Genomic DNA, 24,726 nt, shown 5'->3' with positions numbered 1-24,726 from the left:
CGAGGATTGATGCATTTCAATTCTTGCGAAAAACGCCGGGTTTACGTAGGTTTAGCCAAATAGGGGCGGCTAAACGTTTCGAAAATGACGGTGTCAGGGCGGAAAAAACAGCGGAAATCCACAGCGCCGACCATGCTGCATGTGGCGGAAGCGGCGCGTGTGTCCGTGGCCACCGTGTCGGCATTGCTCAACGGCACCGCCACCGTCAGTCCGGAGCTTACCCGGCGCATCGAGCAGGCGATCCGCGACATCGGCTACAAGCGCAACGCCATTGCCCGCAGCCTCAAGATGGGCACCACGCGGACCATCGGGCTCACCGTGCCGCACATCACCAACCCGTTCTTCACAGATGTCGTCTCGGTCATCCAGCAGGCGTTCGACCGCGCCGGCTATGCCGTCATGCTGTGCTGCACGGATGAGGATCTGAACACGCAGGACGAGCAGATACGCCTGCTGCTCGACCGCATGGTCGACGGGCTGATCGTGGCGCGCGTCGGCGACGGCGGCATTTTGAAGAGCATCGTCGAGGACGCCAACGTGCCGGTGGTGCTGCTCGACCGCCTCTGCGAAGGCGTCGACACCGACGCGGTGGTGCTGGACAACCAGCGCGCCGTGTTCGACGCCGTCACCTATCTGATCCATCTTGGCCACCGGCGCATCGGCTACATCACCGGCACCTCCGACATATCGCCCATGCATGACCGCATGATCGGCTACCGCGAGGCGCTGCAGGCCGCCGGCCTGCCGGTGGCTGAGGAGCTCGTTCGCTCCGGCAATTTCCACGAGATCGACGGCTACAACGCCACCATGCAGCTTTTGTCGCTGCACGACCGGCCAAGCGCGATCTTCTCGGCCAACAACCCGATGGTGATCGGCACCATGAAGGCGATCCGCGACATCGGCCTATCCTGCCCCGAGGACATCTCGGTCGCCTGTTTCGACGATTTCCCCTGGTCGGACGTGTTCGTGCCGCAGCTGACCACCGTGGCACAGCCCGTGCAGGCGATCGGCGAGCAGGCGGCGAACCTTCTGCTCGACCGGCTGGCCGGCAACCGCGACGCGCTGCCGCGCAAGCTCGTCCTCAAGGGCCGGCTGATGATCCGCAATTCCTGCCGGCCGCTGGGCGCGGTCGCGCAGACCGTCAGCGCGTAAATCCGAAGGCGGTCTCGCAAAGCAGCTGCAGCTTGGGGAAGATGTGTTTGCCGCCGGTGATCACGCGGGTGCCTTTGCCGATCACGGTCTTGGGGTCCGCTTTCAGCACCGTGCCGCCGGCCTCCTCGACCAGCAGCATGCCGGCCAGGCAGTCCCAGGCATTCATGTGCTCCTCGACATAGCCGAGCAGCCGGCCCGAGGCCGCATAGGCAAGCATCAGCGCGCCCGAGGCATTGCGGTAGAAGACACCGCCCTCCCCCAATATCAGGATGATGAGCACGACGACGTTCTTGGTCGAAGCGCGGTTGGAGAGCCCGGTCCCGACCGAACCTTCCGAAAGCGAGGTGGCATCGCTGGCCTTGATCGGCTTGCCGTTGAGGAAGGCGCCGCCGCCGAGCCGGCCGTAGAAGGTCTCGTCGGTCAAAGGCTCATGGATGACGCCGACCTCTGTCTCGCCATCCCTGGCGCAGGCGATCACCACGCACCAGGCGGGAATGCCACGCACGAAATTGGCGGTGCCGTCGATTGGGTCGATCACCCAGATATGACCGGTTGTTCCGGCCACGGCCGCGTGCTCCTCGCCGACGATGCCGTCTTGCGGATAGGCCTTGGCGATCGCCGCGCGGATGAACAGCTCGACCTCGCGGTCGCCTTCGGAAACCAGGTCCTGGTGGCCCTTGCTCTCGACGGTCAGATTGTCGAGGTCGCGAAAATATTTCAGTCCAAGCTCGCCGGCGCGCCGCGCCAGGTCGATGGCAAAATGCATGCGGTCGTCGAGGTCGTGGGTCACGGGGAACTCTTTGTTGAGGAAAGGTCGTCCCCGCCCTTAGCAGACCGGTGTGTCATTCAAAAGCGGCCCTCTCAGGCGGCCTTCGACATCGATTTGTGCACGTCGGCGAGGATTTCGAAGGAACGCACGCGCGCCGCGTGATCGAAGCACTGCGCCGTCACCATCAATTCGTCGGCGCCGGTGCGGCGGATGAAGGCGTCGACGCCCTGGCGCACCGTTTCCGGCGAGCCGACGACGGCGCAAGACAGCGCCTGGGCAAGCATGCTCTTCGCGACGGAATCGAGATCACGGTCGTAATTCTCGACCGGCGGCGGCAACTGGCCGGGCCGCCCGCTGCGCAGATTGACGAAAGCCTGCTGCAGCGAGCTGAACAGAAGCTTCGCTTCGGCGTCGGTCGGCGCGGCAAAAACGTTGAGGCCGAGCATGACATAGGGCTTGTCGAGCTGCGCCGAGGGCTGGAACCGCGTGCGATAAACCTCCAGCGCATGGTCGAGCTCGGCCGGCGCGAAATGCGAGGCGAAGGCGTAAGGCAGGCCAAGAAGTGCCGCTAGCTGCGCGCCATAGAGGCTGGAGCCGAGGATCCAGACCGGCACGGTCTGGCCTTCGCCGGGCACCGCGCGAATGCGCTGGCCTTCCTCGGCCGGCTGGAAATAGCCCATCAGCTCGACCACGTCCTGCGGGAAGTTATCGGTGGACTCCAGGTTGCGGCGCAGCGCTCGCGCGGTCAGCATGTCGGTACCCGGCGCGCGGCCGAGACCGAGGTCGATGCGGCCGGGAAAAAGCGCGGCCAGCGTGCCGAACTGCTCGGCGATCACCAGTGGCGCATGGTTGGGCAGCATGATGCCGCCGGCGCCGACGCGGATCGACTTGGTGCCGCCGGCGACATGCGCGATCACGACCGACGTCGCGGCGCTTGCAATGCCCGGCATGTTGTGGTGCTCGGCCAGCCAGTAACGCTTGTAGCCCAGCCGCTCGGCATGGCGGGCAAGGTCGAGCGAATTGGCGAGCGACTGCGTTGCGGTGCTGCCTTGCGTGATCGGCGACAGGTCGAGAACCGAAAGGTCCGTCATTGGTCAAATCTCCACGATGCGTTTTTCCCGCAGCCTCGTCTCGAAGGCGGCGCGGTCGGGAACGACGATGGCGAGCTGGTTCTCCAGCACGTCGGCGAGTTCGGCGGCCGTCGCGATCTCGCGCTGCTCGCTGCGGCCGCCGGCATGATGCGTCGACAGCCGGTTGTTGCGCAGCGCATAGCGCCGGTCGGGCAAGGCGAGCGCGGCCACCAGCGTGGTCAGGAAATGCGAGCTCGGATGCGTCGACAGGAAATGGCTGGCGACCCGGTAGTCGACCTCATAGGCTTGGCTCATGTCGAAGCGGTAGAGCGTGCGCCAATCACCGCCGATATTGGCCTGCAGGCGGAATTGTCCGCCGGTCTCGACGAGACGGAAGGCTTCGTGCGGCGTCCGCTGCTCCAGCCCGGCTTTCAAAAGCAACGGCGCCGTCAGCGTCAGGCCGCCGAAGCCGACATCGGCGATATAGGCACGGCCGCCAAGCTCGATGCGCAGCAGCATATGGCTGCGCGCCGTAATCGCGTCATCAGGCTGGCCCCAGAGCACGCGGGCGGCAAGTCCGCTGACCGTGAACCCCAGCGCGTCAAGCGCATGCATGAAGATCAGATTGTGCTCGAAGCAATAGCCGCCGCGGCCTTGGCTGAAAATCTTGTCCTGCAGCGAAGCGACGTCGAGGCCGACGGAAACGCCCATCAAGGCCTCGATGTTCTCGAACGGGATCGCCTGCGGGTGGATTGCGTGCAGCGCCTGCAGCGTGGCGAGCGAAACGTCGGTTGGCCCGTCATAGCCTATGCGGGCGAAATAGCCATCGAGATCGAAGTCGCTCATTCAGGGGACAGGTCCGGCTTGACCGGTCCGATATAGGCACTCGCCGGCGGTGCCGCAAACAATGTGCGAGGTTTGAGATTATGCCAGGGTTTCAGGGCGCGGATTTGTGATTGTTCTCGGTCGCTTCCTCGTCCACGGCCATGGACTGCTGCGCCGCGAGGAAGTTGCCGACATGGCTCAAGCCCTCGAAATGGTCGCAGAAGACCTTGATGACGACCAGCAACGGCACCGCCATCAGCGCGCCGACGAAGCCCCATAGCCATGACCAGAAGGCGATGGCGATTAAGATCGCCACCGCGTTGATCTCGAGGCGGCGGCCGACCACCGTCGGCGTCACGAACTGGCCTTCGACGATATCGCACAACACCACGAAAGCCGGCGGCAGCAGCGCATAGGCGATCGTGTCGAAGCTGATCAGCGCGATGATGGCGACGAGCAGGACGGTCATCAGCGCGCCGACATAGGGCAGGAAATTGAGCAGCGCCGCCGCCGCGCCCCACACCAGCGGGGTGGGCATGCCGAGCCCCCAGAGGCCCAGCCCGATTGTCGTGCCGAGGCCGGCATTGATCAGGGCAACGGTAAGCAGATAGTGCGAGATTTCGTGCTCGACGTCATAGACCACGCGCAGCGCCCGCTTCTTCTGGGTCATGCTGGTGAAGGACTGCACGATCTTCTCGTAGAACAGCGTGCCCGAGGCGAGCAGGAACAGCGACAGCACGAAGACGATGGTGATCGAGGTGCCGGCTTCCAGGATATTGCTGGCCGCCGTGGACAGAACGCCGGAAGGCGCCACCGCGACCCGCTGCACGCCTGGCTCCTGCGAAGTCTCGGTCAGCGCTTCGAGCTGATGCGCGAGATCCATCACCCGTTCGAGCGGCCGCTTGAACGGTGCCAGCCGCTCGGTGAGCTGCTGGCCGATCGAATAGGAGTTGTTGATGAGGTCGATGACCGGACCGCTGAGCAGATAGCCCGCGACGACGAAAACAAAGATGGAAAGCAGCACCAGCAGCGTCGCCGAAACCACCTCCGGTACGCCGTGCTTGCGCAGGAAGCGCACGATCGGCGTCAGCGTCAGCGCCAGCAGGAAGGCGAGGATCACCGGCATGAAGAAGTCACGGGCGAAGTAGAGCGCTGCGATCGTCAGCAGAATGAAAATCCCGATCACCAGCGACCGCGTCAAGCGCATGTCCGCCCGGGCGTTGGCACGCGGATCAGGGCTTTCGGCAACGCTCGCGCCCGAAGCAATCGGTTCGGTTTTCATCGGTTCCCCTTGCAGCCCGTCACCCAAACAATGAATGCATGGCAGGCTTCTGCGCGAAACGCGGGAGTTCCGGGCAAGGTTCCATGAGCCGGCTTTCCCCGGCATCGCTCATGCGGTCGCGCTATTACATGACGTGTAATTGAGCCGCCGCGCCGGCCTGGCCTAATACGGGGCAGGCTTTCGCGACGACAGATCGAGCCGCAAACCGTCGCCGCCCAGGAACCGCGTGTCGAGTGCATGTTCCCGGCCGATGAGACAACCGAGACGCTCCATGCCGAAATGGCCGTCGGCGCCGGGCATCCAGAGGCCTAGCGCGTTTCACCGTTTCACGGAAACGGCGAACCGCTCTATCTCTTTGTTTCTACGCAATTCCGGACGGAAAACCGCTCACACTTTTCCTGGAGTTGCTCTAGCATCTGGAGACCGGCTTCGACTGCCGCTCAGGCGACGGGCGCCAAGATGGCGGGCGCGGCCTTCGCCGTCTCCTTGCGCACGATCGGCGCCACCCTGGTGCCGTAGAGCTCGATCGCCTTCATGATCTTGGCATGCGGCATGGTGCCGATCGCCATCTGCAGCAGGAAGCGGTCGTTGCCGAAGATCTTGTGCTGGGCGACGATCTTTTCCGCCACAGTTTCAGGATTGCCGACGAAGAGCGCGCCGTTGGGTCCGCGCGCCTGGTCGAAATGGGCGCGCGAGGTTGGGCCCCAGCCGCGCTCGCGGCCGATGCGGTTCATTACTTCGGCCTGCGGTCCGTAGAAATCGTCGGCCGCCTGTTCGGTCGTCTCGGCGATGAAGCCGTGCACGTTTATGCTGGTGGCAAGCGTTGCGGGGTCGGTGCCGGCGCGCCGCGCCGCCTCGCGATAGATATCGAACAGCGGCGCGAAACGCGCCGGCTCGCCGCCGATGATGGCCAGGGCCAGCGGCAGGCCGAGCACGCCGGCGCGGGCGGCGGATTGCGGCGTGCCGCCAATGGCGATCCAGACCGGCAGTTTTTCCTGCAACGGTCGCGGATAGACGCCGCGGCCGTTGATCGGCGCGCGCAGCTTGCCCTGCCACGTCACTGTCACCTGGTCGCGGATGGCGAGCAACAGGTCGAGCTTCTCGGCGAAGAGCTCGTCATAGTCCTCGAGATTGTAGCCGAACAGCGGGAAGGATTCGATGAAGGAGCCGCGCCCGGCCATGATCTCGGCGCGGCCGCCGGACAGAAGGTCGAGCGTCGCGAATTGCTGGAAGACGCGCACCGGATCGTCGGAGGAAAGCACCGTGACCGCGCTGGTCAGGCGGATGCGCTTCGTGCGCTCGGCCGCCGCGGCCAGCGCCACGACCGGAGCCGAGGCGGCATAGTCGGGGCGGTGATGCTCGCCGAGGCCGAACACGTCGAGGCCGACCTGGTCGGCCATCTCGATTTCCTCGATGAGGTTGCGCAGCCGCTCATGCGGGCCGATCGCGCCGACACCCGGCTCCGGGCTGACATCGGCGAAAGTGTAGAGACCGAGTTCCATCTGGTTTTATCCTGAAGTGTTCATATGGGTGTTGCTTGTCGGCACTAGAGGTAGCCATCTACCGTTCTGCCCGCCAGAGGTGCGATCTGTGAACAGTGCATCGCGCGCTGCCGAGCCGTATCCCTTCGGCAACAAGCCCGGATTTTTCATGGCTGGTATACCGTTTTGGCGCTTGAACTTGCCGCTTTCACGCGTATGTAAGCGTCGCGAATAGACTGCAGGGAAGTGCACTTGGCTATCTACAGGGAAAAAGACATTTTCGAGCGGCGCAATGCCGCGAACGAGGCAAAGAAGGCGCTGCTCGAGCGCTTCAAGGCAAAACCGGCGGCGGATGATCCGACAGTGCTGGCTCGCCAGGCCGAACGCAAGGCTATCCTTGAGGCCCGCGCCATCCGCGAGGCGGAAAAGGCAAGGCTGAAGCAGGAAAAGCTGGCGCGCGAAGCGGCCCAGAAGGCCGAGCGCGAGGCGATTGCTGAAGCGGCGCGTCTTGCGGCGGAAGCTGCGGCGGCCGAAGAGGCCAAGCGCCGCGAGGCCGAGGACTCCGAGCGCATCGCTTTCGAACTTGCCGATGAGGCCGCGCGCAAGGCCAAGCGTGACGCACGCTACGCCGCTCGCAAGGCACGCGTCGGCCGCACGCCTCCGGGCTTCTCCGCCCGCTAGAGCAATTCCAGGAAAAATGGCTCAGGGTCGCCGAAAGCGGCCCTGAACGCGTTTGTGCTGCGGATAACGGGCTAATTTAAAGCGCATCGCGTGAATCCGTTTCGACGCGACGCGCTTTTAGGCGACCAGTTTCAGCCCGACGATGCCGCAGACGATCAGGCCGATACAGGCGAGCCGGACAATCGTCGCGGGCTCGCCGAGCAGCCAGATGCCGAGCAGCGCCGTGCCGACGGTGCCGATGCCGGTCCACACCGCGTAGGCCGTGCCGACGGGCAGGGTCTTCAGCGCCAGCCCGAGCAGGCCGAGGCTGACGATCATCGAGGCAATGGTGAGAAGGGTCGGCAGCGGCTTCGAGAAGCCGTCGGTATATTTGAGGCCGATCGCCCAGCCGATCTCGAACAGGCCGGCGAAGAAAAGAAGAATCCAGGACATCGAAGACACTCCGTCATTCCGGCATCGCTTGAGATGCCTGGTGGCGGGTCGTCCCGGCCGGTTTTCGGGGAAGCGAGGTCGTCCTCGCCCTTGATATGGGGTGGCCTGTTTCCCGATCAACAAAACACCGGCAGCACTGTCATGCCGCCGGTTCAAAGTCTGCATTGAGCCGGATCGACCGAATTTCGGCCGCTTACTTTTCCTTTATGCGCATCGCCTTGACCGGCGGCGCCTTCGGAGCCGGGGCCGCAGCGGGCTTCTTGGCGTCCTTCTTCGGCTTGCGGGCTTCCTTGCCCGCCTTCATCGCACCTTTAGCCATGATTCGCTCCTCCGATTGTGGACGTGCAAGTGAAACAAGAGAAATGCCGGACCGCAAGAGGCCCCGCCTCGCTTGCGAAGCCGTCCAGCCGGATGTCAACCGGTTTCCCGACGCCATGCTGGCTCGAGCGCGCTATGGTGGCTTGAACTTCGGACTGCCTGGCGCATTGTCTGTGGAGTTTCGCCTGGGCGGGCATCAATGCTCGGGCGCGCCGGGAGATCGAATGGCAGGACATAGCGGGTCAAGACGAGTGATCTATGCCGCGCTCGCCGGCAATTTGGCGATCGCGCTGACCAAATTCGCGGCGGCGTTCTTCACCGGTTCGTCCTCCATGCTGTCGGAGGGCGTGCATTCACTGGTCGACACCGGCAATGGCGGGCTCCTGCTCTATGGCATGCACCGCGCCGCGCGACCGCCCGACCGCACCCACCCGCTCGGCCACGGACGCGAGCTCTATTTCTGGAGCTTCATCGTGGCGCTTCTGGTGTTCGCGCTCGGCGCCGGCGTTTCCTTCTATGAGGGCGTTATCCACATCATGGCGCCCGAACCGGTCGTCAATGCCAAGGTCAACTACATCGTGCTTGCTCTCTCCTTCGTCTTCGAGGGCAGCTCATGGCTGGTGGCGCTGAAGGAGTTCCGGCAGCAGAAGGGTAAGCAAGGCTGGCTGCAGGCTGTGCAGTCGAGCAAGGATCCGAGCGTCTACACGGTGCTGTTCGAGGACAGCGCCGCGCTGCTTGGCCTTATCGTCGCCTTCGCCGGCATCCTGTCGGCCGAACTTCTGGAAGTCCCCGAGCTCGATGGCGTCGGCTCGATCGGCATCGCCATCATCCTCGGCGCCACGGCCATCTTCCTGGCGCGCGAGAGCAAGGGCCTGCTGCTCGGTGAACCTGCCTCGTCCGAAGTGCAGAAGAAGGTGCTGGCGATCGTCCAGGAGGATCCGGCGGTCCAGCGGGCGAACGGAATCCTGAGCGTCCATATCGGGCCGGAGGAAATCGTCGCGGGTTTGAGCATCGAATTCGAGGATCATCTCACCGCGCCCGAGATCGAGGCCTGCGTCGAGCGCCTGGAGGCAACGCTGAAGCAGGAAATGCCGCAGATATCCAGGCTCTTCGTCAAGCCGCAAACGACTGGCACATGGGAGCAGCGGCGCGAGGCCATCGCCGAGGCTTCGGACGAGAGTTAGGCTTGAGGCGGCGAAGTTTTTCTAGGGAGAAAAGGCAATGAAAATCGACGGCGGATGCCACTGCGGCGCGATCGCCTATGAGGCGGAAGTCGATCCGCAAAAGACCTCGATCTGCCACTGCACCGACTGCCAGCAGCTGACCGGCACGGCCTTTCGGGTGACCGTTCCGGCGCCGGAAAGCGACTACCGGATCACCAGGGGCGCGCCGAAGATCTACATCAAGGTCGTGGCAAGCGGCGCCAGGCGCGCCCAGGCTTTTTGTGCCGACTGCGGCTCGCATCTTTATGCAACGTCGGTCGGCGATGGTCCGAAGGTTTATGGGATCAGGGTCGGGACCGCGCGGCAGCGTCAGGACTTGGTTCCCAGACAGCAGAAATGGCACCGGTCGGCCCTGCGCTGGCTTCCGGAATTCGAGGGCATGGCGACGACGGAAGAGCAATAGCGCTATCGGATCGGCCAGCTGGCGCGAGCCTTGGCGATTGGCCGAATCTTCCGCGACTACTCGTCGCCTTCGACGACGCGCAGCCTGAGCTGACCCGTCTTTGAATCGGCCACGCGCGCCCCGGCCTCGACCTTGGCCGGCCCGTTGCGCGGCGGCTCGGCCTCGCCCTCGGCAAACTCCAGCGCCTCGATCTTCTGGCCGCGCTTGGTCACTTTCGACGTCGAGACCAGGATGTCGTCGATGTCCTTGGTCGCCTGGCCGAAATGCGTCTGCAGCCGGCGCACCCGCTCGTCGACCCGCGCCACGTCCTCCATCAGCCGGATGACCTCGCCCTGGATCAGATGCGCCTGCTCGCGCATGCGGGCGTCCTTCAGGATCGACTGGATGACCTGGATCGACAGCATCAGCAGCGAGGGCGAGACGATGACGACGCGGGCGCGGTGCGCCTTCTGCACCACCGCCTCGAAGTTCTCATGGATTTCGGCGAACACCGATTCCGACGGCACGAACATGAAGGCGGTGTCCTGCGTCTCGCCCTGGATCAGGTATTTTTCGGCGATATCGCGGATATGTATCTCGATGTCGCGCCGAAAAGCCTGCGCCGCCGCCTTCTGCATGTCGGCGCCCTCGGCGGCCCGGATGGCGTTCCAGGCTTCGAGCGGGAACTTGGCGTCGACGGCCAGCATCGGCGCGCCGTTCGGCATCCGCACCAGGCAGTCGGGCCGGCTGCCATTGCTCAGACTGGCCTGGAATTCGTAGGCGCCGTGCGGCAGGCCGTCGGCGACGATCGCCTCCATCCGCGACTGGCCGAAGGCGCCGCGCGTCTGCTTGTTGGAGAGGATTGCCTGCAACTGCACGACCTGGCCGGCCAAGGACTGGATGTTGCCCTGCGCGGTGTCGATCACCGCCAGCCGTTCCTGCAGCTTGGCCAGGCTCTCATGCGTCGACTTGGTCTGCTCGGCCATGGTCTGGCCGAGACGCCCGGTCATGGCGTCGAGCCGTTGTCCGAGCGACTGGGTGAGCTCGGCCTGCCTCGCCCCAAAAACTTCGGCGATCGCGCCCATGCGCCCCTGCATCTCGGCCTGCGCCTGCATAATGTCGGCCATTCTCGCCTCGGCATCGCGGGCATGGTCGGCGGCTTCGGCGGCCGCCACCGCGCGCGCCCCGGCCGCGCGCCACAAGGCGACCACGAGCGCCACGAACAGCGCAAGCAGGAGGATTGCGCCGAAAGCCAGCGCCTGGCCAAGCGTGATGGTCGTGGCGCCAAGCCGCGCGATGGGCTCGGAAAGCATGGAGGTCATGTCGTTCATTTGGCCAGCATAACCGATTCGGCCGCCTGGCACAGATCAAAACGTGAACAAGCCAAAGATGCCCCGGTTGACGCTTTTCAAGCGAGGTCTTAGGTGAGACGCCATGTCGATCAAGCCTCTCATCATCCTTCCCGATCCCGTCCTGCGCCAGGTTTCCGAGCCGGTCGAGCGCGTCGATGCCGATTTGCGCAAGCTCGCCGACGACATGCTTGACACCATGTATGACGCGCCGGGCATCGGCCTTGCGGCGATCCAGGTCGGCGAGCCGCGGCGGCTGCTGGTCATCGACCTCGCCAAGGAAGGCGAGCCGCCGGAGCCGCATGTCTTCATCAATCCGGAAGTGCTCGAAAGTTCCGACCAGCGTTCCGTCTATGAGGAAGGCTGCCTGTCGATCCCGGACTATTATGCCGAGGTCGAGCGCCCGGCTTCGGTGCGGGTGAAGTATCTCGACCGCGACGGCAAGCTGCAGGAGATGCAGGCGGAAGGCCTGATGGCCACCTGCCTGCAGCACGAGATCGACCATCTCAACGGCGTGCTGTTCATCGACCACATCTCGAAGCTGAAGCGCGACATGGTGGTGAGGAAGTTCAAGAAGCTCGCCAGGGACAAGGTGCCGGGCAAGATGGTAGGGTAGGGGCGGTCTGGACCGCGCGAGCACCTGGAGCTGCCACGAGACAGGATCGCAGGACGTCATGCCGCTTCGCGTCATCTTCATGGGCACGCCGGATTTTTCCGTGCCGACCTTGCGCGCCATCGCCGAGGCCGGCCACGAGATCGCGGCCGTCTACACCCAGCCGCCGCGCGCCGCCGGCCGGCGCGGGCTGGAGCTGACGCCCTCGCCGGTGCAGCGCGAGGCGGAGCGGCTGGCGCTCGACGTTCGGACGCCGACGTCGCTGAAAAGCGAGGCCGAGCAGCAGGCTTTCGCAGCCTTGCAGGCCGATGTCGCCGTGGTCGTCGCCTACGGGCTGCTGCTGCCAAAGGCCGTTCTGGACGCGCCGAGGCTGGGCTGTCTGAACGGCCACGCCTCGCTTTTGCCACGCTGGCGTGGTGCTGCTCCCATCCAGCGCGCGATCATGGCCGGCGATGCGGAGACCGGCATGATGATCATGCGCATGGAAGAAGGTTTGGACACCGGGCCGGTGGCAATGGTTGAAAAAGTCGCCATCGCACCCGATATGACGGCCGGCGAATTGCACGACCTGCTGATGGTTCAGGGCGCTTCGCTGATGGTTGAGGCGCTCGCCCAGTTGGGGATAAATTGTCTGACATTTGCCCAACAGGCGACGGCAGGGGTGACCTACGCCCGAAAGATCGATAAATCGGAGACACGCGTAGACTGGACGCGGCCTTCTGGCGAAGTCCACAATCACATTCGCGGCCTCTCGCCCTTTCCGGGCGCGTGGTGCGAGGTCGAAATTGGCGGCCGCACGGAGCGGCTGAAACTGCTTCGCTCGACGCTCTCGGATGGCGTCGGCGAGTCGGGAGGAATTCTCGATGACCGGCTGACGGTCGCCTGCGGGTCGGGCGCGGTCAGGCTGGTCGAAGTTCAACGGGCGGGCGGAAGGCCTGCCGCCGCGCAGGAGTTTTTGCGCGGAGCCAAGATCGAAAAAGGAATGAAACTCACATGAGCATGATGTCGATACGCGCGGCGACGCCGCGGGATCGCGAGGCGATCCGCCTCGTCGAAGAGCATGCCTTTGGCCAGCAGGCGGAAGCCGGCCTGGTCGACGCGATTGTCACCGGCGGCGATGCCGTCGTCGAACTGGTTGCCGAGGAAGACGGCCAGGTCGTCGGCCATATTCTTTTCTCGCGGCTTTTCGTGCAGAACGGCGCCAAGCAGTTCGCCGCTGTCGCGCTGGCGCCGCTGGCGGTCGAGCCCTCCTTCCACGGCACCGGCATCGGCGGCGCGCTGATCCGCGAGGCGCATGTGCGGCTCAAGGAAGCCGGCGAGACGCTGGCCGTGGTTCTGGGCGATCCGGTCTATTACGGCCGCTTCGGCTACACCCACGCCCGCGCCGGAAAGTTCGAAAGCGAGTACCAGGGCGAGGCGCTGCAGGCGCTGGCCTGGGGCGACTCGCCCGAGACCGGCAAGCTGGTCTACGCTTCAGCCTTCACCGCTTTAGCCGCCTAGGTTAAGGCGAAAGCACAGCTGGCATGCCGCGTTTTCGGCTCGATATCGAATATGACGGCAGCCAGTTCGCCGGCTGGCAGCATCAGGCCGACCAGCCCTCGGTGCAGCAGGCGATCGAGCAGGCGATCGAAAAGTTCTGCGGCGAGGCCGTGAGAATACGTGCCGCCGGCCGCACCGATGCCGGCGTGCACGCCACTGCCCAGGTGGCGCATGTCGACCTGGCCAAAGCGTGGTCGGGCGACAAGGTGCGCGATGCGGTGAACGCCCATCTGCAGGCGGCCGGCGCGCGCGTCGCCGTCCTGAAAGCGGCCGTGGTCGCCGACGGCTTCGACGCGCGCTTTTCCGCCACCGGCCGCCACTATCTCTATCGCATCCTCAATCGCCGGGCGCCGGCGGCGCTGGAAAAGGGCAAGATCTGGTGGGTGCCGAAGAGCCTCGACGCCGAGGCCATGCATGAGGCTGCCAAGGTGCTCCTCGGCCGGCACGATTTCACCACCTTCCGCTCCACCCAGTGCCAGGCCGAAAGCGCGGTTCGCACGCTTGACCGCCTCGACGTCAGCCGCGATGGCCACTTCATCGAGGTGCGCAGTTCGGCCCGCTCTTTTCTGCACAACCAGGTTCGCTCGATGGTCGGCTCGCTGAAGCGCGTCGGCGACGGCTCCTGGGGCGCCGCCGATCTCAAGGCGGCGCTCGAAGCGCGCGACCGCGCCGCCTGCGGCCAGGTTGCGCCGCCGGATGGACTGTTTCTCGTCGGGGTGGATTATCCGGAGGACGCCTGAGGGCGGCGCTTCACGGCTTCTTCTGCGAGTGGGTCTCGTGGTGCTTGCGCGCCCGTTCGGCCATTTCCGCAGGCGAAATGACTTTGCCAGGGTTTGCAAAGATCAGCCCGTCGTGCCGTCCGGTATGTCGATGCCGAGCAGTGCCTGCAAGCCAAACAGGACGAGCAGCGAGGCAATGAACATGCCGACGAACACGGTGGTGCCCACGGCGGCGCCCCTGCCGATCGATGCATTGGTCATGCGCCATGTCAGCACCATCGAGAGCGCGAACAGGAACAGCGACACGAGGCTGTTCACGTCGCTGGTCGAAGGCAGGAAGAGCCTGAGCAGCGCCGAGGGCAGCATCAGCCAGGCGATGATCGCCGACGTCCAGTTGGAAGCGACGACATAGTGGACGAAGCGGCCGCCGATGCCGGCGCGCGGCGCGACCAGCGCGAGCGCCACCAGCGGCAGCACCCAGGAGCCGATATCGACGGTCGCCAGCCGTATCAGCATGCCGAGGCGTCCGGCGAAGGCGTCCGGATCGCCGATCTCATTGGCTATCCCGACCCAGCCGACGATCAGCGCCGGCGCCGCCACGACAATGGCGAAGAAGGAATTCCAGAAACCGTCGGCCGAAAGGTCGAGCAGGCGCAAGCCGTCGGCCTTGCCGAACATCAGCCGCCAGGCGCCGGCCAGCGAAGCATAGGTTTCGTCCGCCGAAAGCATGGTCACGAAAGGCCTTGTCCGAACCAGTCTTCGATGAAGCGTTCGTAGATTTGCGTCAGCGTCTCGAGGTCGGCAAGCGCGACGCGCTCGTCCACCATATGCATGGTCTTGCCGACCAGGCCGAACTCGACCACCGGGCAAAAATCCTTGATGAAGCGCGCGTCCGACGTACCGCCGGAGGTGGAGAGCGCCGGCGTCTTGCCGACCACCGCCTTGACCGAGCTGCCCAGCGTATCGATCAGCTTTTCGTCACGCGTGAGGAAGACATGGCTCGGCCGATCGCGCCAGACGAGCTCGTACTCGACCGGCGCCTTCTTGCCCGGCCGGTATTTCTTGCGCCCGGCGGCCTGGTCGAGCCGGTTGTGGATATCGGCCTGGAGGGTCTCCGCATCCCAGGTGTCGTTGAAGCGGATGTTGAAAATGGCCGTCGCCTTGGCCGGGATGACGTTGGTCGCCGGATTGCCGACATCGATCGACGTCACTTCGAGGTTGGTCGGCTGGAAATCCTTGGTTCCCTTGTCGAACACCGGATGGAGCAGCGCGTCGACCAGGCTGATGAGCCCGCGCACCGGGTTGTCGGCAAGCTGCGGATAGGCGGCATGGCCCTGGCGTCCATTGACGGTCACGCTGCCCGACAGCGAACCGCGCCGGCCGATCTTGATCATGTCGCCGAGCGCATCCGGATTGGTCGGTTCGCCGACGATCGAGGCATCCCATTTCTCGCCCTTGGCCGCCGCCCAGTCGAGCAGCTTCGTCGTGCCGTTGATGGCCGGTCCTTCCTCGTCGCCGGTGATCAGCAGCGACACCGAGCCCTTTGGCCCGCCATTCTTCGCGACATGGCGCGCCACCGCGGCAATGAAGCAGGCAATGCCGCCCTTCATGTCGACGGCGCCGCGGCCATACATCTCGCCATTGGCGATTTCGGCGGCGAAGGGCGGATGCGTCCAGGCCGCCTCGTCGCCCACCGGAACGACATCGGTATGGCCGGCAAACATCAGATGCGGGCCGTTGCCCGAGCGCCGCGCATAGAGGTTTTCGATGTCCGGCGTGCCGTCTTCCGAGAAGACCGGTCGCTCGACCGAGAAGCCGAGCGGCTTCAGCATACCCTCCAGCGCGGCAAGCGCCCCGCCTTCGGCGGGCGTCACGGAAGGGCAACGGATCAGGGCGGCAAGATTCGCGGCGGGATCGGTCGGCAATGTCATGGGCAAAGCGATAGTCGAAAGCGTTTGTCGTGTCACGATGGCAGATCATCGCCGGTCATGCCGCCGACAATATGGTTTTCATGGCGTATAAATGCATGTCGCCCGGAAGTGTGGGCAGCGGTTCCGGGAAAACGACATGCATAATAGCAAGTTGCGGGCCAAGCCAGGACGAATGCATGGCCAGTGAAACAAGCACCATCGCGATAGCCGGCGCCGGCAGCATTGGCTGCTATGTCGGCGGCTGCCTGGCGCTCGCCGGACGCAAGGTCGTCTTCCTCGGCCGCGGCCGCGTCGTCGAGGCCATGCGCGAAAGCGGGCTGCGCGTCAGCGATCTTGACGGCCGCGACCGCCGCGTCGAAGCGCGAGCGATTTCGGCCACGGACGATCCGGCGGAAGCACTCCCCGATGCGGACGTCATCCTGGTGACGGTGAAGAGCGGCGCAACCGCGGAGATGGCCGGGCTGATCGCCGCCCACGGGCGCCCGGATGCCGTAGTGGTCAGCCTGCAGAACGGCGTCGACAATGCGGACAGGTTGCGCGCCGCGCTCCCTGGACGGCGGGTGCTGACCGGCATGGTCATGTTCAACGTCGTCCAGTCGCCCGACGGCGAGGCGCCGTTGCGTGCGCATCGCGCTAGCCAGGGCAAGGTGATGATCGACGATGGCGTCGATGGCCTTGCCGGTCTGCTCGACGTCGACGGGCTTGCCGTCGAAGCGCGCGCCGACATGAAGGCGGTGCAGTGGAGCAAATTGCTGATGAACCTCAACAATGCCCTGGTGGCGCTCTCCGACCTGCCGCTGGCGAGGCAACTGGCCGACCGAAGCTGGCGCGTCGTCCTCGCCGCCGAGATCGACGAGGCGCTCGCCGCGATGAGGGCGGCGGGCATAGCGCCGGCGCGCATCACCGGCCTGCCGCCGGCGCTGCTGCCGAAAGTGCTGCGGTTGCCCGACTGGCTGTTCGGGCTTCTGGCGCGCCGCATGCTGGCGATCGACCCTCGGGCGCGCTCGTCGATGTGGGACGACCTCAAACGCGGCCGCCCGACCGAGATCGACGAGTTGCAGGGCGCGGTCATTCGCCTAGCCAGGCGAACGGGCGCCCCGACGCCGGTCAACGAACGCGTCACCGCGCTGGTGCGTCAGGCGGAAGCGGTAAAGCGCGGTCCGCCTGGTCTTAGGCCGGAAATGGTAAGCGGCGGTCCTCGATCAGCGTGATCTTCTGCCAGATCTTGCGCGACAGGTTGGAGGACAGGTTCTCGATGTCGTTGACCGCGTTGACGACGACATCGTCGTTGACCGACTGCGCGAACAGCGCCGCGATCTTGCCGGTGATCGACAGCATCTCCGAGCAATAGTCGAGATAGCGCGCCAGGTCGGCGGGGTTGGTGATGCGAGCGGGCGAGTGCGAGGTCGGCTTGAAGTCGGCCGACAGCGTCGCCGGATCCTTGGTCAACTGGTGCATGTCGATGACATGGATCAGCGAGCGCAGCCCGTGCAGCTGCCGGAACACTTTCTTGCGCTTGATCCGCTCCTCGGCGCGGATCAGCGCCAGCAGGCCGAGCACCGCCAGGATCACGGTGTTGATCGTCGCCTCGATGCCCTGCATCGACTGCACGGCATCGTCGGCGCCCGAAATGCGGTCGAGCGGCAGGATGGTGCCGACGAACAGGAACATCGCCACGCCGGCAATGAAGGCCGCGACGATGACACCGCGCAGCCACCAGATCGGCGCTTCCAGCTGCTTGGCGGCCTTGGCGAGGTCCCGCGACAGCGACACCAGTTCGGCGGCGACGGCGCGCAGGCCCCTTTCCGGGAACCGCTCGGCGACACGCTCCTCCAGCCTTTGGGCGGTCTCGATGATCCGCGTCGGATCGAGCGTGCGGTAGCGCATGGCGACTTCAGCTATCGCCCGGCGCGTTGGTGCGCCTGCCGTAGCGGTTCGGTCCGGGATCGCTGCGGAAACAGGCGAGGATGATGAGCAGGATGGGACCGATGATCAGCGAGATCAGCGCAAAATAGGTCGGCTTGCCGAAATCATGGAAGCGCTTCGCCGTCACCGCGAACGTGGCCCAGGCCGAGATGAGCAGCACGCCCCAGCATATCATGGCCCAGTTCTGGCTGGCGCTCGTGTTCAGCTCCACCCGCGCGAACTGGTAGAACGGGAAAAACTGGACAAGCACCAGCAAAATCCCGGCCAGCGCATAGGCGACCGGGCTCAGCCGTCCCGAAAGGCTGAAGAACAGCCAGAGGAATTGCGATCTTTCAGACACTAGCGTCCGCTCTGTGGTGGAGGATCAATCGCGCAGCAATTCGTTGATCGAGGTCTTGGAACGGGTCTTGGCGTCGACGCGCTTGACGATGACGGCGCAGTAGAGACTGGGACCTGGCTCGCCATTGGGCAGCGGCTTGCCCGGCAGCGATCCGGCGACCACCACCGAATTCGGCGGCACTTCGCCGTAAAAGACCTCGCCGGTGGCGCGGTCGACGATCTTGGTCGACTGGCCGATGAACACGCCCATGCCGAGCACCGAGCCTTCGCGCACGATGCAGCCCTCGACCACTTCGGAGCGCGCGCCGATGAAGCAATTGTCCTCGATGATGGTCGGGCCGGCCTGCATCGGCTCCAGCACGCCGCCGATGCCGACGCCGCCGGAAAGATGCACGTTCTTGCCGATCTGGGCGCAGGAGCCGACCGAGGCCCAGGTGTCGACCATGGTGCCCGAATCGACATAGGCGCCGACATTGACGAAGGACGGCATCAGCACGGCGCCCGGCGCGACATAGGCCGAGCGGCGCACGACCGAGGACGGCACGGCGCGGAAGCCGGCCTTCTCGAAGTCGACTTCGCTCCAGCCGTCGAACTTGGATGGCACCTTGTCCCACCACACCGCCTGGCCGGGACCGCCCTTGATGATCTCCATCGGGTTCAGCCGGAAGGAGAGCAGCACTGCCTTCTTCAGCCATTGGTTGACGTGCCACTTGCCGTCGTCCCGCCGCTCGGCGACGCGGGCGACGCCGCGGTCGAGCAGGTCGAGCGCCGCCTGGATGGCGTCGCGCGTCTCGCCGCGCGTCGCGGTCGAAATCGTGTCGCGCTCCTCGAAGGCCTTTTCGATGGTCTTTTCGAGGCTCGCCAGATCGGGCTTCGACATGATTTCGCTCCATTACCAAGCTGTTAAGGGGCTGCGCCTTAACCTGTTTAAAAGTCGCGCGGACCCTATGTTAAGGCTCAATGGGGGTCAATCGCGCCTGCGTCACGGGACGGCGCAAGTAAGGGAATTGGACGGGTGGATTCGATGACTCCCATGGAAAAGGCGGGATGGACGCCGCTGCCGCATTCGGACGAGGATCTGGAACGCTCAAAAGGCGTGCCGGATACCCCGCAGACACGCGCCGAGACCTACCGGCTGGCCTGGAACGATCCCGAGTTCATGACGCGTCGCGAATTGCGCGCCGTACGGCTGCAGCTCGAGCTGCTCAAGCCGGAAATGATCCTGGCCGAACGCGGCATTCGCTCGACCGTCATCCTGTTCGGCGGGGCCCGCCTGCCCGAACCGGGTGGCGAGGCCTGGGCGGCGAAGAACGAGACGCAGAAGAAGAACCTCGAGGCGAACAGCAAATATTACGAGGAAGCGCGCAAATTCGCCCGCCTGTGCTCGCAGCAGTCGGCCACCTCCTATTATCGTGAATATGTCGTGGTGACCGGTGGCGGGCCTGGCGTCATGGAGGCCGGCAACCGCGGCGCCGACGATGTCGGCGCGCCGTCGATCGGCTTGAACATCGTTCTGCCGCACGAACAGGCGCCCAACGCCTATGTCACGCCGGAGCTCTGCTTCAACTTCCACTATTTCGCCATCCGCAAGATGCATTTCGTCATGCGCGCCAAGGCGGTCGCGGTGTTTCCGGGCGGCTTCGGCACGATGGACGAGTTCTTCGAGACGCTGACGCTCATCCAGACGGGACGCATGGAGCGCGTCCCGGTCATCCTGTTCGGCAAGGCGTTCTGGCAAAGGGCGATCGATCTCGACTTCCTCGCCGAGCAGGGCACGATCTCGCCCGGCGATCAGGACATCATCGATTTCGTCGACACGGCCGACGAAGCCTGGGACATCATCCGCCGCTTCTACAAGCTCTGAAAGCGCGGCCCCGGAAGCGCAACCTGCCGGTTCGCCTACACCGGCAGTTCGATCAGCCAGCCATTCGAGTGCGCGAAGCGCACGATGGCGGCGCGGGAGTGAAGTTCGAGCTTGTCGGTTGCCCTGGTGCGATAGGTTTCGATCGTCTTTATGCTGAGGCTGAGCCGCTACGAGATTTCCTTGTTGCTGTAACCGAGCGCCACCAACTGGATGACCGACCGCTCCCGTTCGCTGAGATTGCCCGGATCGCCCTGCGCGGCGCCGCGTGGGCTCAATATGCGCGCCGCAAGCGCCGGATCGACATAGTTGTCGCCGGCCAACACGCATCGGATGGCCTGCAGCAGGTCCGTCGCGGTCGACCGCTTGACCACGAAGCCGCGCCCGCCCGCCGCCAGCACCTGGCGCAGGCAGCCCGGGTCCTCATGCGCCGTCAGCGCTATGCAGCTGACCTCGGGAAAGCGTTCGCCAAGCCGTTCGATCAGCGTGACCCCGTTGATGCCCGGAAGCGATATGTCGACCACCGCGACGTCGGGCAGCGACTTGCCGATCCCCTCGAGGGCATCGTCGGCATTGCCGGCCAGTCCGACGATCGTCAGATCGTCCTGGCTGCTGATCATCGCCCCGACCCCCGACAGGATGATCGGGTGGTCATCGACCACAAATATCCGTCTGCAGCACACCTTTAACCTCCATCAGTCGATGAAAGAGCCTCTCGCCTGGAGCGGGCCCTCTTGTACTTGATGGTCTAGGCAACTGCCCCGCCTGGCGCGGGACGCCCGTCTGTCCTGGCAGGCCTAAACGGCCGCAACGGGTAAGCCATCCCCCGCCTAACCCAATGATGCCGCACTGTAAGCCGCGGCTAATGTCCGGGATGTGCAGCGCTTCACGTAATCCCACCTGACGCCGAAGATGCCGTTTCAGACCCGATCGCATCGTTGCCGGCTCGAAGCCGCCGGGCAGCCGGCGAGGGGCACGTCAGCGTAAATGGTGGTCCCCTTGCCCCAGGCGGTTTCAACCGACAATTTGCCGCCGACCAGCGCCAGCCGCTCCCGCATTCCGGCAAGTCCCAAATGGCCCGGACCAGGTTCGGCGCTGCCGTCAAAGCCGCGGCCGTCATCCTCGATCGTCAGGCGCATCCGATCGTCCTGGATGTGCGCCGTGACGCTGACGCGGCTCGGCGCGGCATGCTTGCCGATATTGGTGAGCGCTTCCTGGGCAATGCGGTACAGCGTGAGCGCGATCTCGGCAGGCGGCGGGCTCGACAGGGCTTCAAGGTCCATCTCGCATGCAATGCCGAGTTGACCGCAAAGCATGGTTGTCAGGTCCTCGACCGAAGCCTTGAAGCCGAGGCGATCGAGGTCCGCGGGTCGCAGGCTCCAGGCGGCGTCATGCACCCTGGCGCTCAGCTGGTCGATAAGCATCGCGGCGCGCTCGAGGCGGGCGTCCATCTCCGGCGAGCCGGCGCGAACGATGTGCAATTCGAGCGAGACGCTGGCGAGCATCTGGCCCAGATCGTCATGCAGCTCGCGCGACAGGCGCAGGCGCTGCTCTTCCTGCACGGCAACCAGATGCCGCGCCAGGCCACGGCGCTTTCTCGAGCTATCGTCTTTGCCGGTGTCGATGCCACCCTCCATCGACTTCTTTTCCGTCAACGCCGCGAAGTGCCGGCCCCGCGAGAAGAGGCACAAGGGGTTGATGCTCCGCGCAATATACACCCGGCATATGCCTTTATGCCTGTCAGTTTTTTCCCGATTACTTCAACTTTCCCTGACACGGGGATCAGCAGAAAAACCGACGGCACCTGCCGATCAGCCCGAATTCATGGGTGCTATTTCTGCGTGCATCCTTGGAGCGTCCTCTCGGTCATCTTGAACTGGCCGGGAAGCTCAACACAAACCAAGGAGAACGTCATGAAAAAGATCATCCTGGCCGCGGCTGTCCTGTCGGCTCTGACTGGTTCGGCATCCGCATTTTCGGTCGGTAGCGGCAACGGCAACGGCAACGGCAATGTCGGCGTCGGCAACGGCAACGGCAACGGCAACGCCAACACCGGCGCCTTCAACGGCAACTTCAACGGCAACGGCAATTTCGGCGCTGGCAACGGCAACGGAAACGGAAACGCCAACATGGGTGCCTTCAGCGGCAACTATAACGGCAACCTCAATGCCGGCGCCGCCAACGGCAACGGCAACGGCAACGGGAACTTCGGCCTCGGCAACGGCAACGTGAACGGCAACGGCAACTTCGGCCTCGGCAACGGCAATGCCAACGGCAACGGCAACTGGGGCGCCGGTAGCGGCAACGGAAACGGCAACGCCAACCACTAGCGTCGCCAACTTCAGCGTCGCCAAGCTTTAACTTGGAAAGACGCAGACGTCTCTGGGATCGCCGAGCCACGCGCCCGTCCCCCGCGCAAGGCTATCGCGACATGTCGCCGGCGGTCCCAGTCCTTTTCGAAACAGGTGCAATTTCAAAAAGCTAAGCCATGGAAGGAGCTCGCAGATGAAACGCTACGTCATATCGGCGCTATGCCTGGGGTTGTTGAGTGCAACCGCGGCGAAGGCTGACACCGCGACGGGCAGCCAGGCCTTCGGCATGTCGGCTGTCCAGGGGGCGGTCGGCAAATACGGCCAAGCCCTCGGTTCGAACGTCAGGAGCATGAACCCGCTCGGCAACTTCGGCGGCAATGTCGGCTACAAGAACAGCGGTACCGGTAATGTCGGCGCGTTCAACAGCGGCACCGGCAATGTCGGCGCCTTCAACGGCAACAGCAACACCTCGCCGACAAGCGGCAACAGCAACATCGGCGCCTTCAACGGCAACTCCAACACCGGCCAATATAACGGCAACAGCAACATCGGTGCCGGCAACGGCAACTTCAACGGCGGCAACTTCAACGGCAACGGCAATGTCGGCGGCTTCAACGGCAACTCCAACGGCCGGGGGAACCGCTGATGACCAGCTTGAGATCAGCCGCGCCCGTTCGGCCTCGCCAGCGCGGCGTGGCGGCGAGGCTGCTTGACGGAAACCGCCTCGCGCTCGGCACGCTGCTTGCCGCGATCCTGGCTGCCGACGCCTCGACCCTGGTCAGGATTGCCGACCTTCCGATCGGCGTCGGCGTGACCAACGCTCTCGGCAACACCGGCAATTTCAACGGCAACGGCAATGCCGGCAACTTCAACGGCAATGGCAACAGCGGCAACTTCAACGGCAACGGCAATGCCGGAAGTTTCAGCGGCAACTTCAATGGCGGCAGCTTCAACGGCAACGCCAATTGCGGCAACGGCCACGGCAATGGCTACTCGTCCGACGGCAATGGCAACGGCAGGGGAGCCGGAGGCACGCCGGACTGGTGCCGGTATCTGAAGGAACTGAATGGCCGGCTGGGGCTGCCGCCCGGCACGATTCCGGATTTCGATTAGGTCCTCGATACAAGATTGCAGGCCCATCGATAGGCCAGATATTCACCGCTCATTCGATGAAATCAGGGCAAACGCTGGGGATTGGCCGAAGCCTCCCAGCCTCGTCATTCTAGGGCGGAGCAGCCGCGAAGCGGCGTCGCGCAGACCCTGGAATCCTGTGTGTTGGTTCTGGTGTATGGTTTGAAGTGGGAAGGAGACCGAATGAATCCTGGTCGTCCTTTCGGACAGGCCGTGGCATGGCCCGGTCCCTTCCCACCGGTGAACCATCAACCTGAACAGTTGCACGGGGCTGTTCTAAGCAGACCCCGCACCACAGGAAGAGGCGTGGACATGATAGCCCAGAACTATGTCGGCTGCGACATCTCAAAGCAGTGGCTCGATTTTTTTGATGAGACAAGTGGCCGTCTTCGGCGCATCGACAACCAGGCCGACGCGATCGCGGCGTATGTGGCGGGCCTTGATCCCAGTCGGGACTTCGTCGTCATGGAGGCGACAGGCGTCCATGACCGGCTTCTGCGCCATGCGCTGGCCAAGGCCGGCGTGCCGTTCTCGCGGCACAACCCAGCGCATACCCACCACTATGCGAAGTCGACGAGACGGCGGGCCAAGACCGATCCTCTCGACGCCAGGATGCTGAGCGACTACGGCCGTCGCTATAATCCTGAGGCCGAGCCGGCGCCGCGCGAAGAAGTCGAGCGGCTTCAATCGCTTGCCCGCTACCGCGATCAACTGGTCGAGATGCGGGCAACGGCGAAGAAGCACCTCGCCGAGGCCTTCAATGAGATCGTCATTGCCGATCTGGAAGAAACGATCGCCTACCTCGACACGCGCATCAAGGCGATCGAGAGCCAGATTGCCGAAGTCATTCGTCAAGCCGAGGACACCGCCCGCGATTACACGCTCATGGTCTCCGTGCCCGGTGTCTCCAAGGTCGGCGCATTCTCGCTGCTGGCGCTTCTGCCCGAGCTCGGCCAGCGCTCACCCAAGGCGATCGCGGCACTGGTCGGCCTGGCCCCGTTCGACAACAAAAGCGGCAAGCTCAACCGCAGGAGCCAGATCCAGGGCGGGCGATCACGCGTGCGCCGCGCTCTCTACATGGCAGCCCTCACCGCCATTCGAACCTGTGAGCGCTTCAAGACCTTCTACAGCGCACTTGCTGCCCGCTCCGGCTCCAAGAAGCTCGCCATCATCGCCGTCGCAAGGAAGCTCCTGGTCGTCCTCAACGCCATCATGCGCGACAAAACCGCATTCGCATGAACACAGTTGCCATTCCGTGACCCGGGCCGTGGAATGCAGCAGAGCAGAATTCTGCACCGCGGCAACGCTCGAAAGCCACGGAATGGATCCTCGGGTCTACGCGCGTCGCTTCGCTCCTTGCTCCGCCCGTGGATGACGATCGCGATGGGCGT

The 24,726-nt window shown here is 64.5% G+C and carries 30 protein-coding genes; 14 read left to right on the top strand and 16 right to left on the bottom strand.

What is annotated here, in order from left to right; genetic code table 11:
- Positions 1–132 precede the first annotated feature (132 nt).
- Complete coding sequence (locus tag FJ430_RS03575; protein WP_140709223.1) at positions 133–1,152, top strand: LacI family DNA-binding transcriptional regulator; 1,020 nt, start codon at positions 133–135, stop codon at positions 1,150–1,152.
- On the opposite strand, the gene FJ430_RS03570 is transcribed toward FJ430_RS03575, so the two are convergent.
- The 5 genes from FJ430_RS03570 to FJ430_RS03550 form a co-directional block, all read right to left on the bottom strand.
- Complete coding sequence (locus tag FJ430_RS03570; RefSeq protein ID WP_140709221.1) at positions 1,142–1,942, bottom strand: inositol monophosphatase family protein; 801 nt, start codon at positions 1,940–1,942, stop codon at positions 1,142–1,144. The genes FJ430_RS03575 and FJ430_RS03570 overlap by 11 nt on opposite strands.
- Before the next feature lie 71 nt (positions 1,943–2,013).
- Positions 2,014–3,012: an LLM class flavin-dependent oxidoreductase gene (locus FJ430_RS03565; RefSeq protein ID WP_140709219.1), complete on the bottom strand. Its 999-nt coding sequence runs from the start codon at positions 3,010–3,012 to the stop codon at positions 2,014–2,016.
- A 3-nt stretch (positions 3,013–3,015) separates the two neighbouring features.
- Entirely contained in the window at positions 3,016–3,837 is an 822-nt protein-coding gene (locus FJ430_RS03560; RefSeq protein WP_140709217.1) for an arylamine N-acetyltransferase family protein, read from the bottom strand.
- 91 nt (positions 3,838–3,928) lie between these two features.
- Positions 3,929–5,098 (bottom strand): AI-2E family transporter, encoded by a 1,170-nt coding sequence (locus tag FJ430_RS03555; protein WP_140641971.1) that lies wholly within the window; start codon positions 5,096–5,098, stop codon positions 3,929–3,931.
- Between the two features lie 440 nt (positions 5,099–5,538).
- Positions 5,539–6,600 carry an LLM class flavin-dependent oxidoreductase gene (locus FJ430_RS03550; RefSeq protein WP_140709215.1) on the bottom strand — a complete coding sequence of 354 codons (1,062 nt, stop codon included), beginning with the start codon at positions 6,598–6,600 and terminating at the stop codon, positions 5,539–5,541.
- A gap of 231 nt (positions 6,601–6,831) precedes the next feature.
- Between FJ430_RS03550 and FJ430_RS03545 the strand changes: the two genes are divergently transcribed.
- A complete protein-coding gene (locus FJ430_RS03545) occupies positions 6,832–7,260 on the top strand; it encodes a DUF6481 family protein (protein WP_140641967.1) in 429 nt (142 codons plus the stop codon).
- Positions 7,261–7,377: 117 nt separating this feature from the next.
- On the opposite strand, the gene sugE is transcribed toward FJ430_RS03545, so the two are convergent.
- On the bottom strand, positions 7,378–7,692 hold the full coding sequence (gene sugE / locus FJ430_RS03540; RefSeq protein WP_140709213.1) for a quaternary ammonium compound efflux SMR transporter SugE: 315 nt from the start codon (positions 7,690–7,692) through the stop codon (positions 7,378–7,380).
- A 193-nt stretch (positions 7,693–7,885) separates the two neighbouring features.
- Positions 7,886–8,011, bottom strand: coding sequence for a hypothetical protein (locus tag FJ430_RS31560; protein WP_095819016.1), 126 nt, complete (start codon positions 8,009–8,011; stop codon positions 7,886–7,888).
- Between the two features lie 223 nt (positions 8,012–8,234).
- On the opposite strand from FJ430_RS31560, the gene FJ430_RS03535 reads away from it, so the two are divergent.
- Together FJ430_RS03535 and FJ430_RS03530 are read left to right on the top strand one after the other, a co-directional pair.
- A complete protein-coding gene (locus FJ430_RS03535) occupies positions 8,235–9,194 on the top strand; it encodes a cation diffusion facilitator family transporter (protein ID WP_140709211.1) in 960 nt (319 codons plus the stop codon).
- Positions 9,195–9,231: 37 nt separating this feature from the next.
- Complete coding sequence (locus FJ430_RS03530; protein WP_140641961.1) at positions 9,232–9,636, top strand: GFA family protein; 405 nt, start codon at positions 9,232–9,234, stop codon at positions 9,634–9,636.
- A 56-nt stretch (positions 9,637–9,692) separates the two neighbouring features.
- On the opposite strand, the gene FJ430_RS03525 is transcribed toward FJ430_RS03530, so the two are convergent.
- Positions 9,693–10,946 (bottom strand): DNA recombination protein RmuC, encoded by a 1,254-nt coding sequence (locus FJ430_RS03525; protein WP_140709209.1) that lies wholly within the window; start codon positions 10,944–10,946, stop codon positions 9,693–9,695.
- A gap of 103 nt (positions 10,947–11,049) precedes the next feature.
- On the opposite strand from FJ430_RS03525, the gene def reads away from it, so the two are divergent.
- The 4 genes from def to truA are packed head-to-tail and all read left to right on the top strand — an operon-like array spanning position 11,050 to position 13,856.
- Entirely contained in the window at positions 11,050–11,580 is a 531-nt protein-coding gene (gene def / locus FJ430_RS03520; protein ID WP_140709207.1) for a peptide deformylase, read from the top strand.
- Between the two features lie 58 nt (positions 11,581–11,638).
- Positions 11,639–12,574: a methionyl-tRNA formyltransferase gene (fmt, locus tag FJ430_RS03515; protein ID WP_140709205.1), complete on the top strand. Its 936-nt coding sequence runs from the start codon at positions 11,639–11,641 to the stop codon at positions 12,572–12,574.
- Positions 12,571–13,077 (top strand): GNAT family N-acetyltransferase, encoded by a 507-nt coding sequence (locus FJ430_RS03510; RefSeq protein WP_140641953.1) that lies wholly within the window; start codon positions 12,571–12,573, stop codon positions 13,075–13,077. The genes fmt and FJ430_RS03510 overlap by 4 nt, the downstream gene beginning before the upstream one ends.
- 23 nt (positions 13,078–13,100) lie before the next feature.
- Entirely contained in the window at positions 13,101–13,856 is a 756-nt protein-coding gene (truA, locus tag FJ430_RS03505) for a tRNA pseudouridine(38-40) synthase TruA (RefSeq protein ID WP_140709203.1), read from the top strand.
- Positions 13,857–13,958: 102 nt separating this feature from the next.
- Here truA and FJ430_RS03500 read toward each other — a convergent pair whose 3' ends face one another.
- On the bottom strand, positions 13,959–14,564 hold the full coding sequence (locus FJ430_RS03500; RefSeq protein WP_140642079.1) for a transporter: 606 nt from the start codon (positions 14,562–14,564) through the stop codon (positions 13,959–13,961).
- A gap of 2 nt (positions 14,565–14,566) precedes the next feature.
- Positions 14,567–15,766: a succinyl-diaminopimelate desuccinylase gene (gene dapE / locus FJ430_RS03495; RefSeq protein ID WP_140709201.1), complete on the bottom strand. Its 1,200-nt coding sequence runs from the start codon at positions 15,764–15,766 to the stop codon at positions 14,567–14,569.
- A 176-nt stretch (positions 15,767–15,942) separates the two neighbouring features.
- Here dapE and FJ430_RS03490 point away from each other — a divergent pair, with 176 nt between their 5' ends.
- Positions 15,943–16,977, top strand: a complete 1,035-nt coding sequence (locus FJ430_RS03490; RefSeq protein WP_140709199.1) for a 2-dehydropantoate 2-reductase — start codon at positions 15,943–15,945, stop codon at positions 16,975–16,977.
- Here FJ430_RS03490 and FJ430_RS03485 read toward each other — a convergent pair.
- Genes FJ430_RS03485 through dapD form a run of 3 tightly spaced genes read right to left on the bottom strand, consistent with a single transcriptional unit; the run spans position 16,937 to position 18,911 of the window.
- Positions 16,937–17,653, bottom strand: coding sequence for a hypothetical protein (locus FJ430_RS03485; protein WP_140709197.1), 717 nt, complete (start codon positions 17,651–17,653; stop codon positions 16,937–16,939). The two genes, FJ430_RS03490 and FJ430_RS03485, sit on opposite strands and share 41 nt — an antisense overlap.
- A 7-nt stretch (positions 17,654–17,660) precedes the next feature.
- Positions 17,661–18,032, bottom strand: a complete 372-nt coding sequence (locus tag FJ430_RS03480) for a DUF805 domain-containing protein (protein ID WP_140641942.1) — start codon at positions 18,030–18,032, stop codon at positions 17,661–17,663.
- A 24-nt stretch (positions 18,033–18,056) separates the two neighbouring features.
- Positions 18,057–18,911 carry a 2,3,4,5-tetrahydropyridine-2,6-dicarboxylate N-succinyltransferase gene (gene dapD / locus FJ430_RS03475; protein WP_140709195.1) on the bottom strand — a complete coding sequence of 285 codons (855 nt, stop codon included), beginning with the start codon at positions 18,909–18,911 and terminating at the stop codon, positions 18,057–18,059.
- A 144-nt stretch (positions 18,912–19,055) separates the two neighbouring features.
- On the opposite strand from dapD, the gene FJ430_RS03470 reads away from it, so the two are divergent.
- A complete protein-coding gene (locus tag FJ430_RS03470; RefSeq protein WP_140641938.1) occupies positions 19,056–19,895 on the top strand; it encodes an LOG family protein in 840 nt (279 codons plus the stop codon).
- 35 nt (positions 19,896–19,930) lie between these two features.
- On the opposite strand, the gene FJ430_RS31725 is transcribed toward FJ430_RS03470, so the two are convergent.
- The 3 genes from FJ430_RS31725 to FJ430_RS03455 all read right to left on the bottom strand — a co-directional run bounded on the left by FJ430_RS31725 (position 19,931) and on the right by FJ430_RS03455 (position 21,454).
- On the bottom strand, positions 19,931–20,038 hold the full coding sequence (locus tag FJ430_RS31725) for a hypothetical protein (RefSeq protein WP_413467859.1): 108 nt from the start codon (positions 20,036–20,038) through the stop codon (positions 19,931–19,933).
- Positions 20,039–20,062: 24 nt separating this feature from the next.
- On the bottom strand, positions 20,063–20,554 hold the full coding sequence (locus tag FJ430_RS03460) for a response regulator (protein WP_181175532.1): 492 nt from the start codon (positions 20,552–20,554) through the stop codon (positions 20,063–20,065).
- A 258-nt stretch (positions 20,555–20,812) separates the two neighbouring features.
- Positions 20,813–21,454, bottom strand: a complete 642-nt coding sequence (locus tag FJ430_RS03455) for a sensor histidine kinase (protein ID WP_181175531.1) — start codon at positions 21,452–21,454, stop codon at positions 20,813–20,815.
- Between FJ430_RS03455 and FJ430_RS03450 the strand changes: the two genes are divergently transcribed.
- From FJ430_RS03450 to FJ430_RS03435, 4 genes are all read left to right on the top strand, one after another.
- Positions 21,413–22,222, top strand: coding sequence for a hypothetical protein (locus tag FJ430_RS03450; protein WP_181175530.1), 810 nt, complete (start codon positions 21,413–21,415; stop codon positions 22,220–22,222). The genes FJ430_RS03455 and FJ430_RS03450 overlap by 42 nt on opposite strands.
- Before the next feature lie 175 nt (positions 22,223–22,397).
- Entirely contained in the window at positions 22,398–22,850 is a 453-nt protein-coding gene (locus FJ430_RS03445) for a hypothetical protein (RefSeq protein ID WP_140709189.1), read from the top strand.
- Entirely contained in the window at positions 22,850–23,317 is a 468-nt protein-coding gene (locus FJ430_RS03440; protein WP_140709187.1) for a hypothetical protein, read from the top strand. Before FJ430_RS03445 ends, FJ430_RS03440 begins: the two co-directional genes overlap by 1 nt.
- A 330-nt stretch (positions 23,318–23,647) precedes the next feature.
- Positions 23,648–24,574, top strand: a complete 927-nt coding sequence (locus FJ430_RS03435; RefSeq protein WP_226892214.1) for an IS110 family transposase — start codon at positions 23,648–23,650, stop codon at positions 24,572–24,574.
- Positions 24,575–24,726: the final 152 nt, after the last annotated feature.

The organism is Mesorhizobium sp. B2-8-5 (assembly GCF_006440675.2).
Classification (GTDB): Bacteria; Pseudomonadota; Alphaproteobacteria; order Rhizobiales; family Rhizobiaceae; genus Mesorhizobium.
The sequence above is the reverse complement of the archived record's forward strand: the minus strand, read 5'-3'. Positions and strand labels throughout refer to the sequence as shown.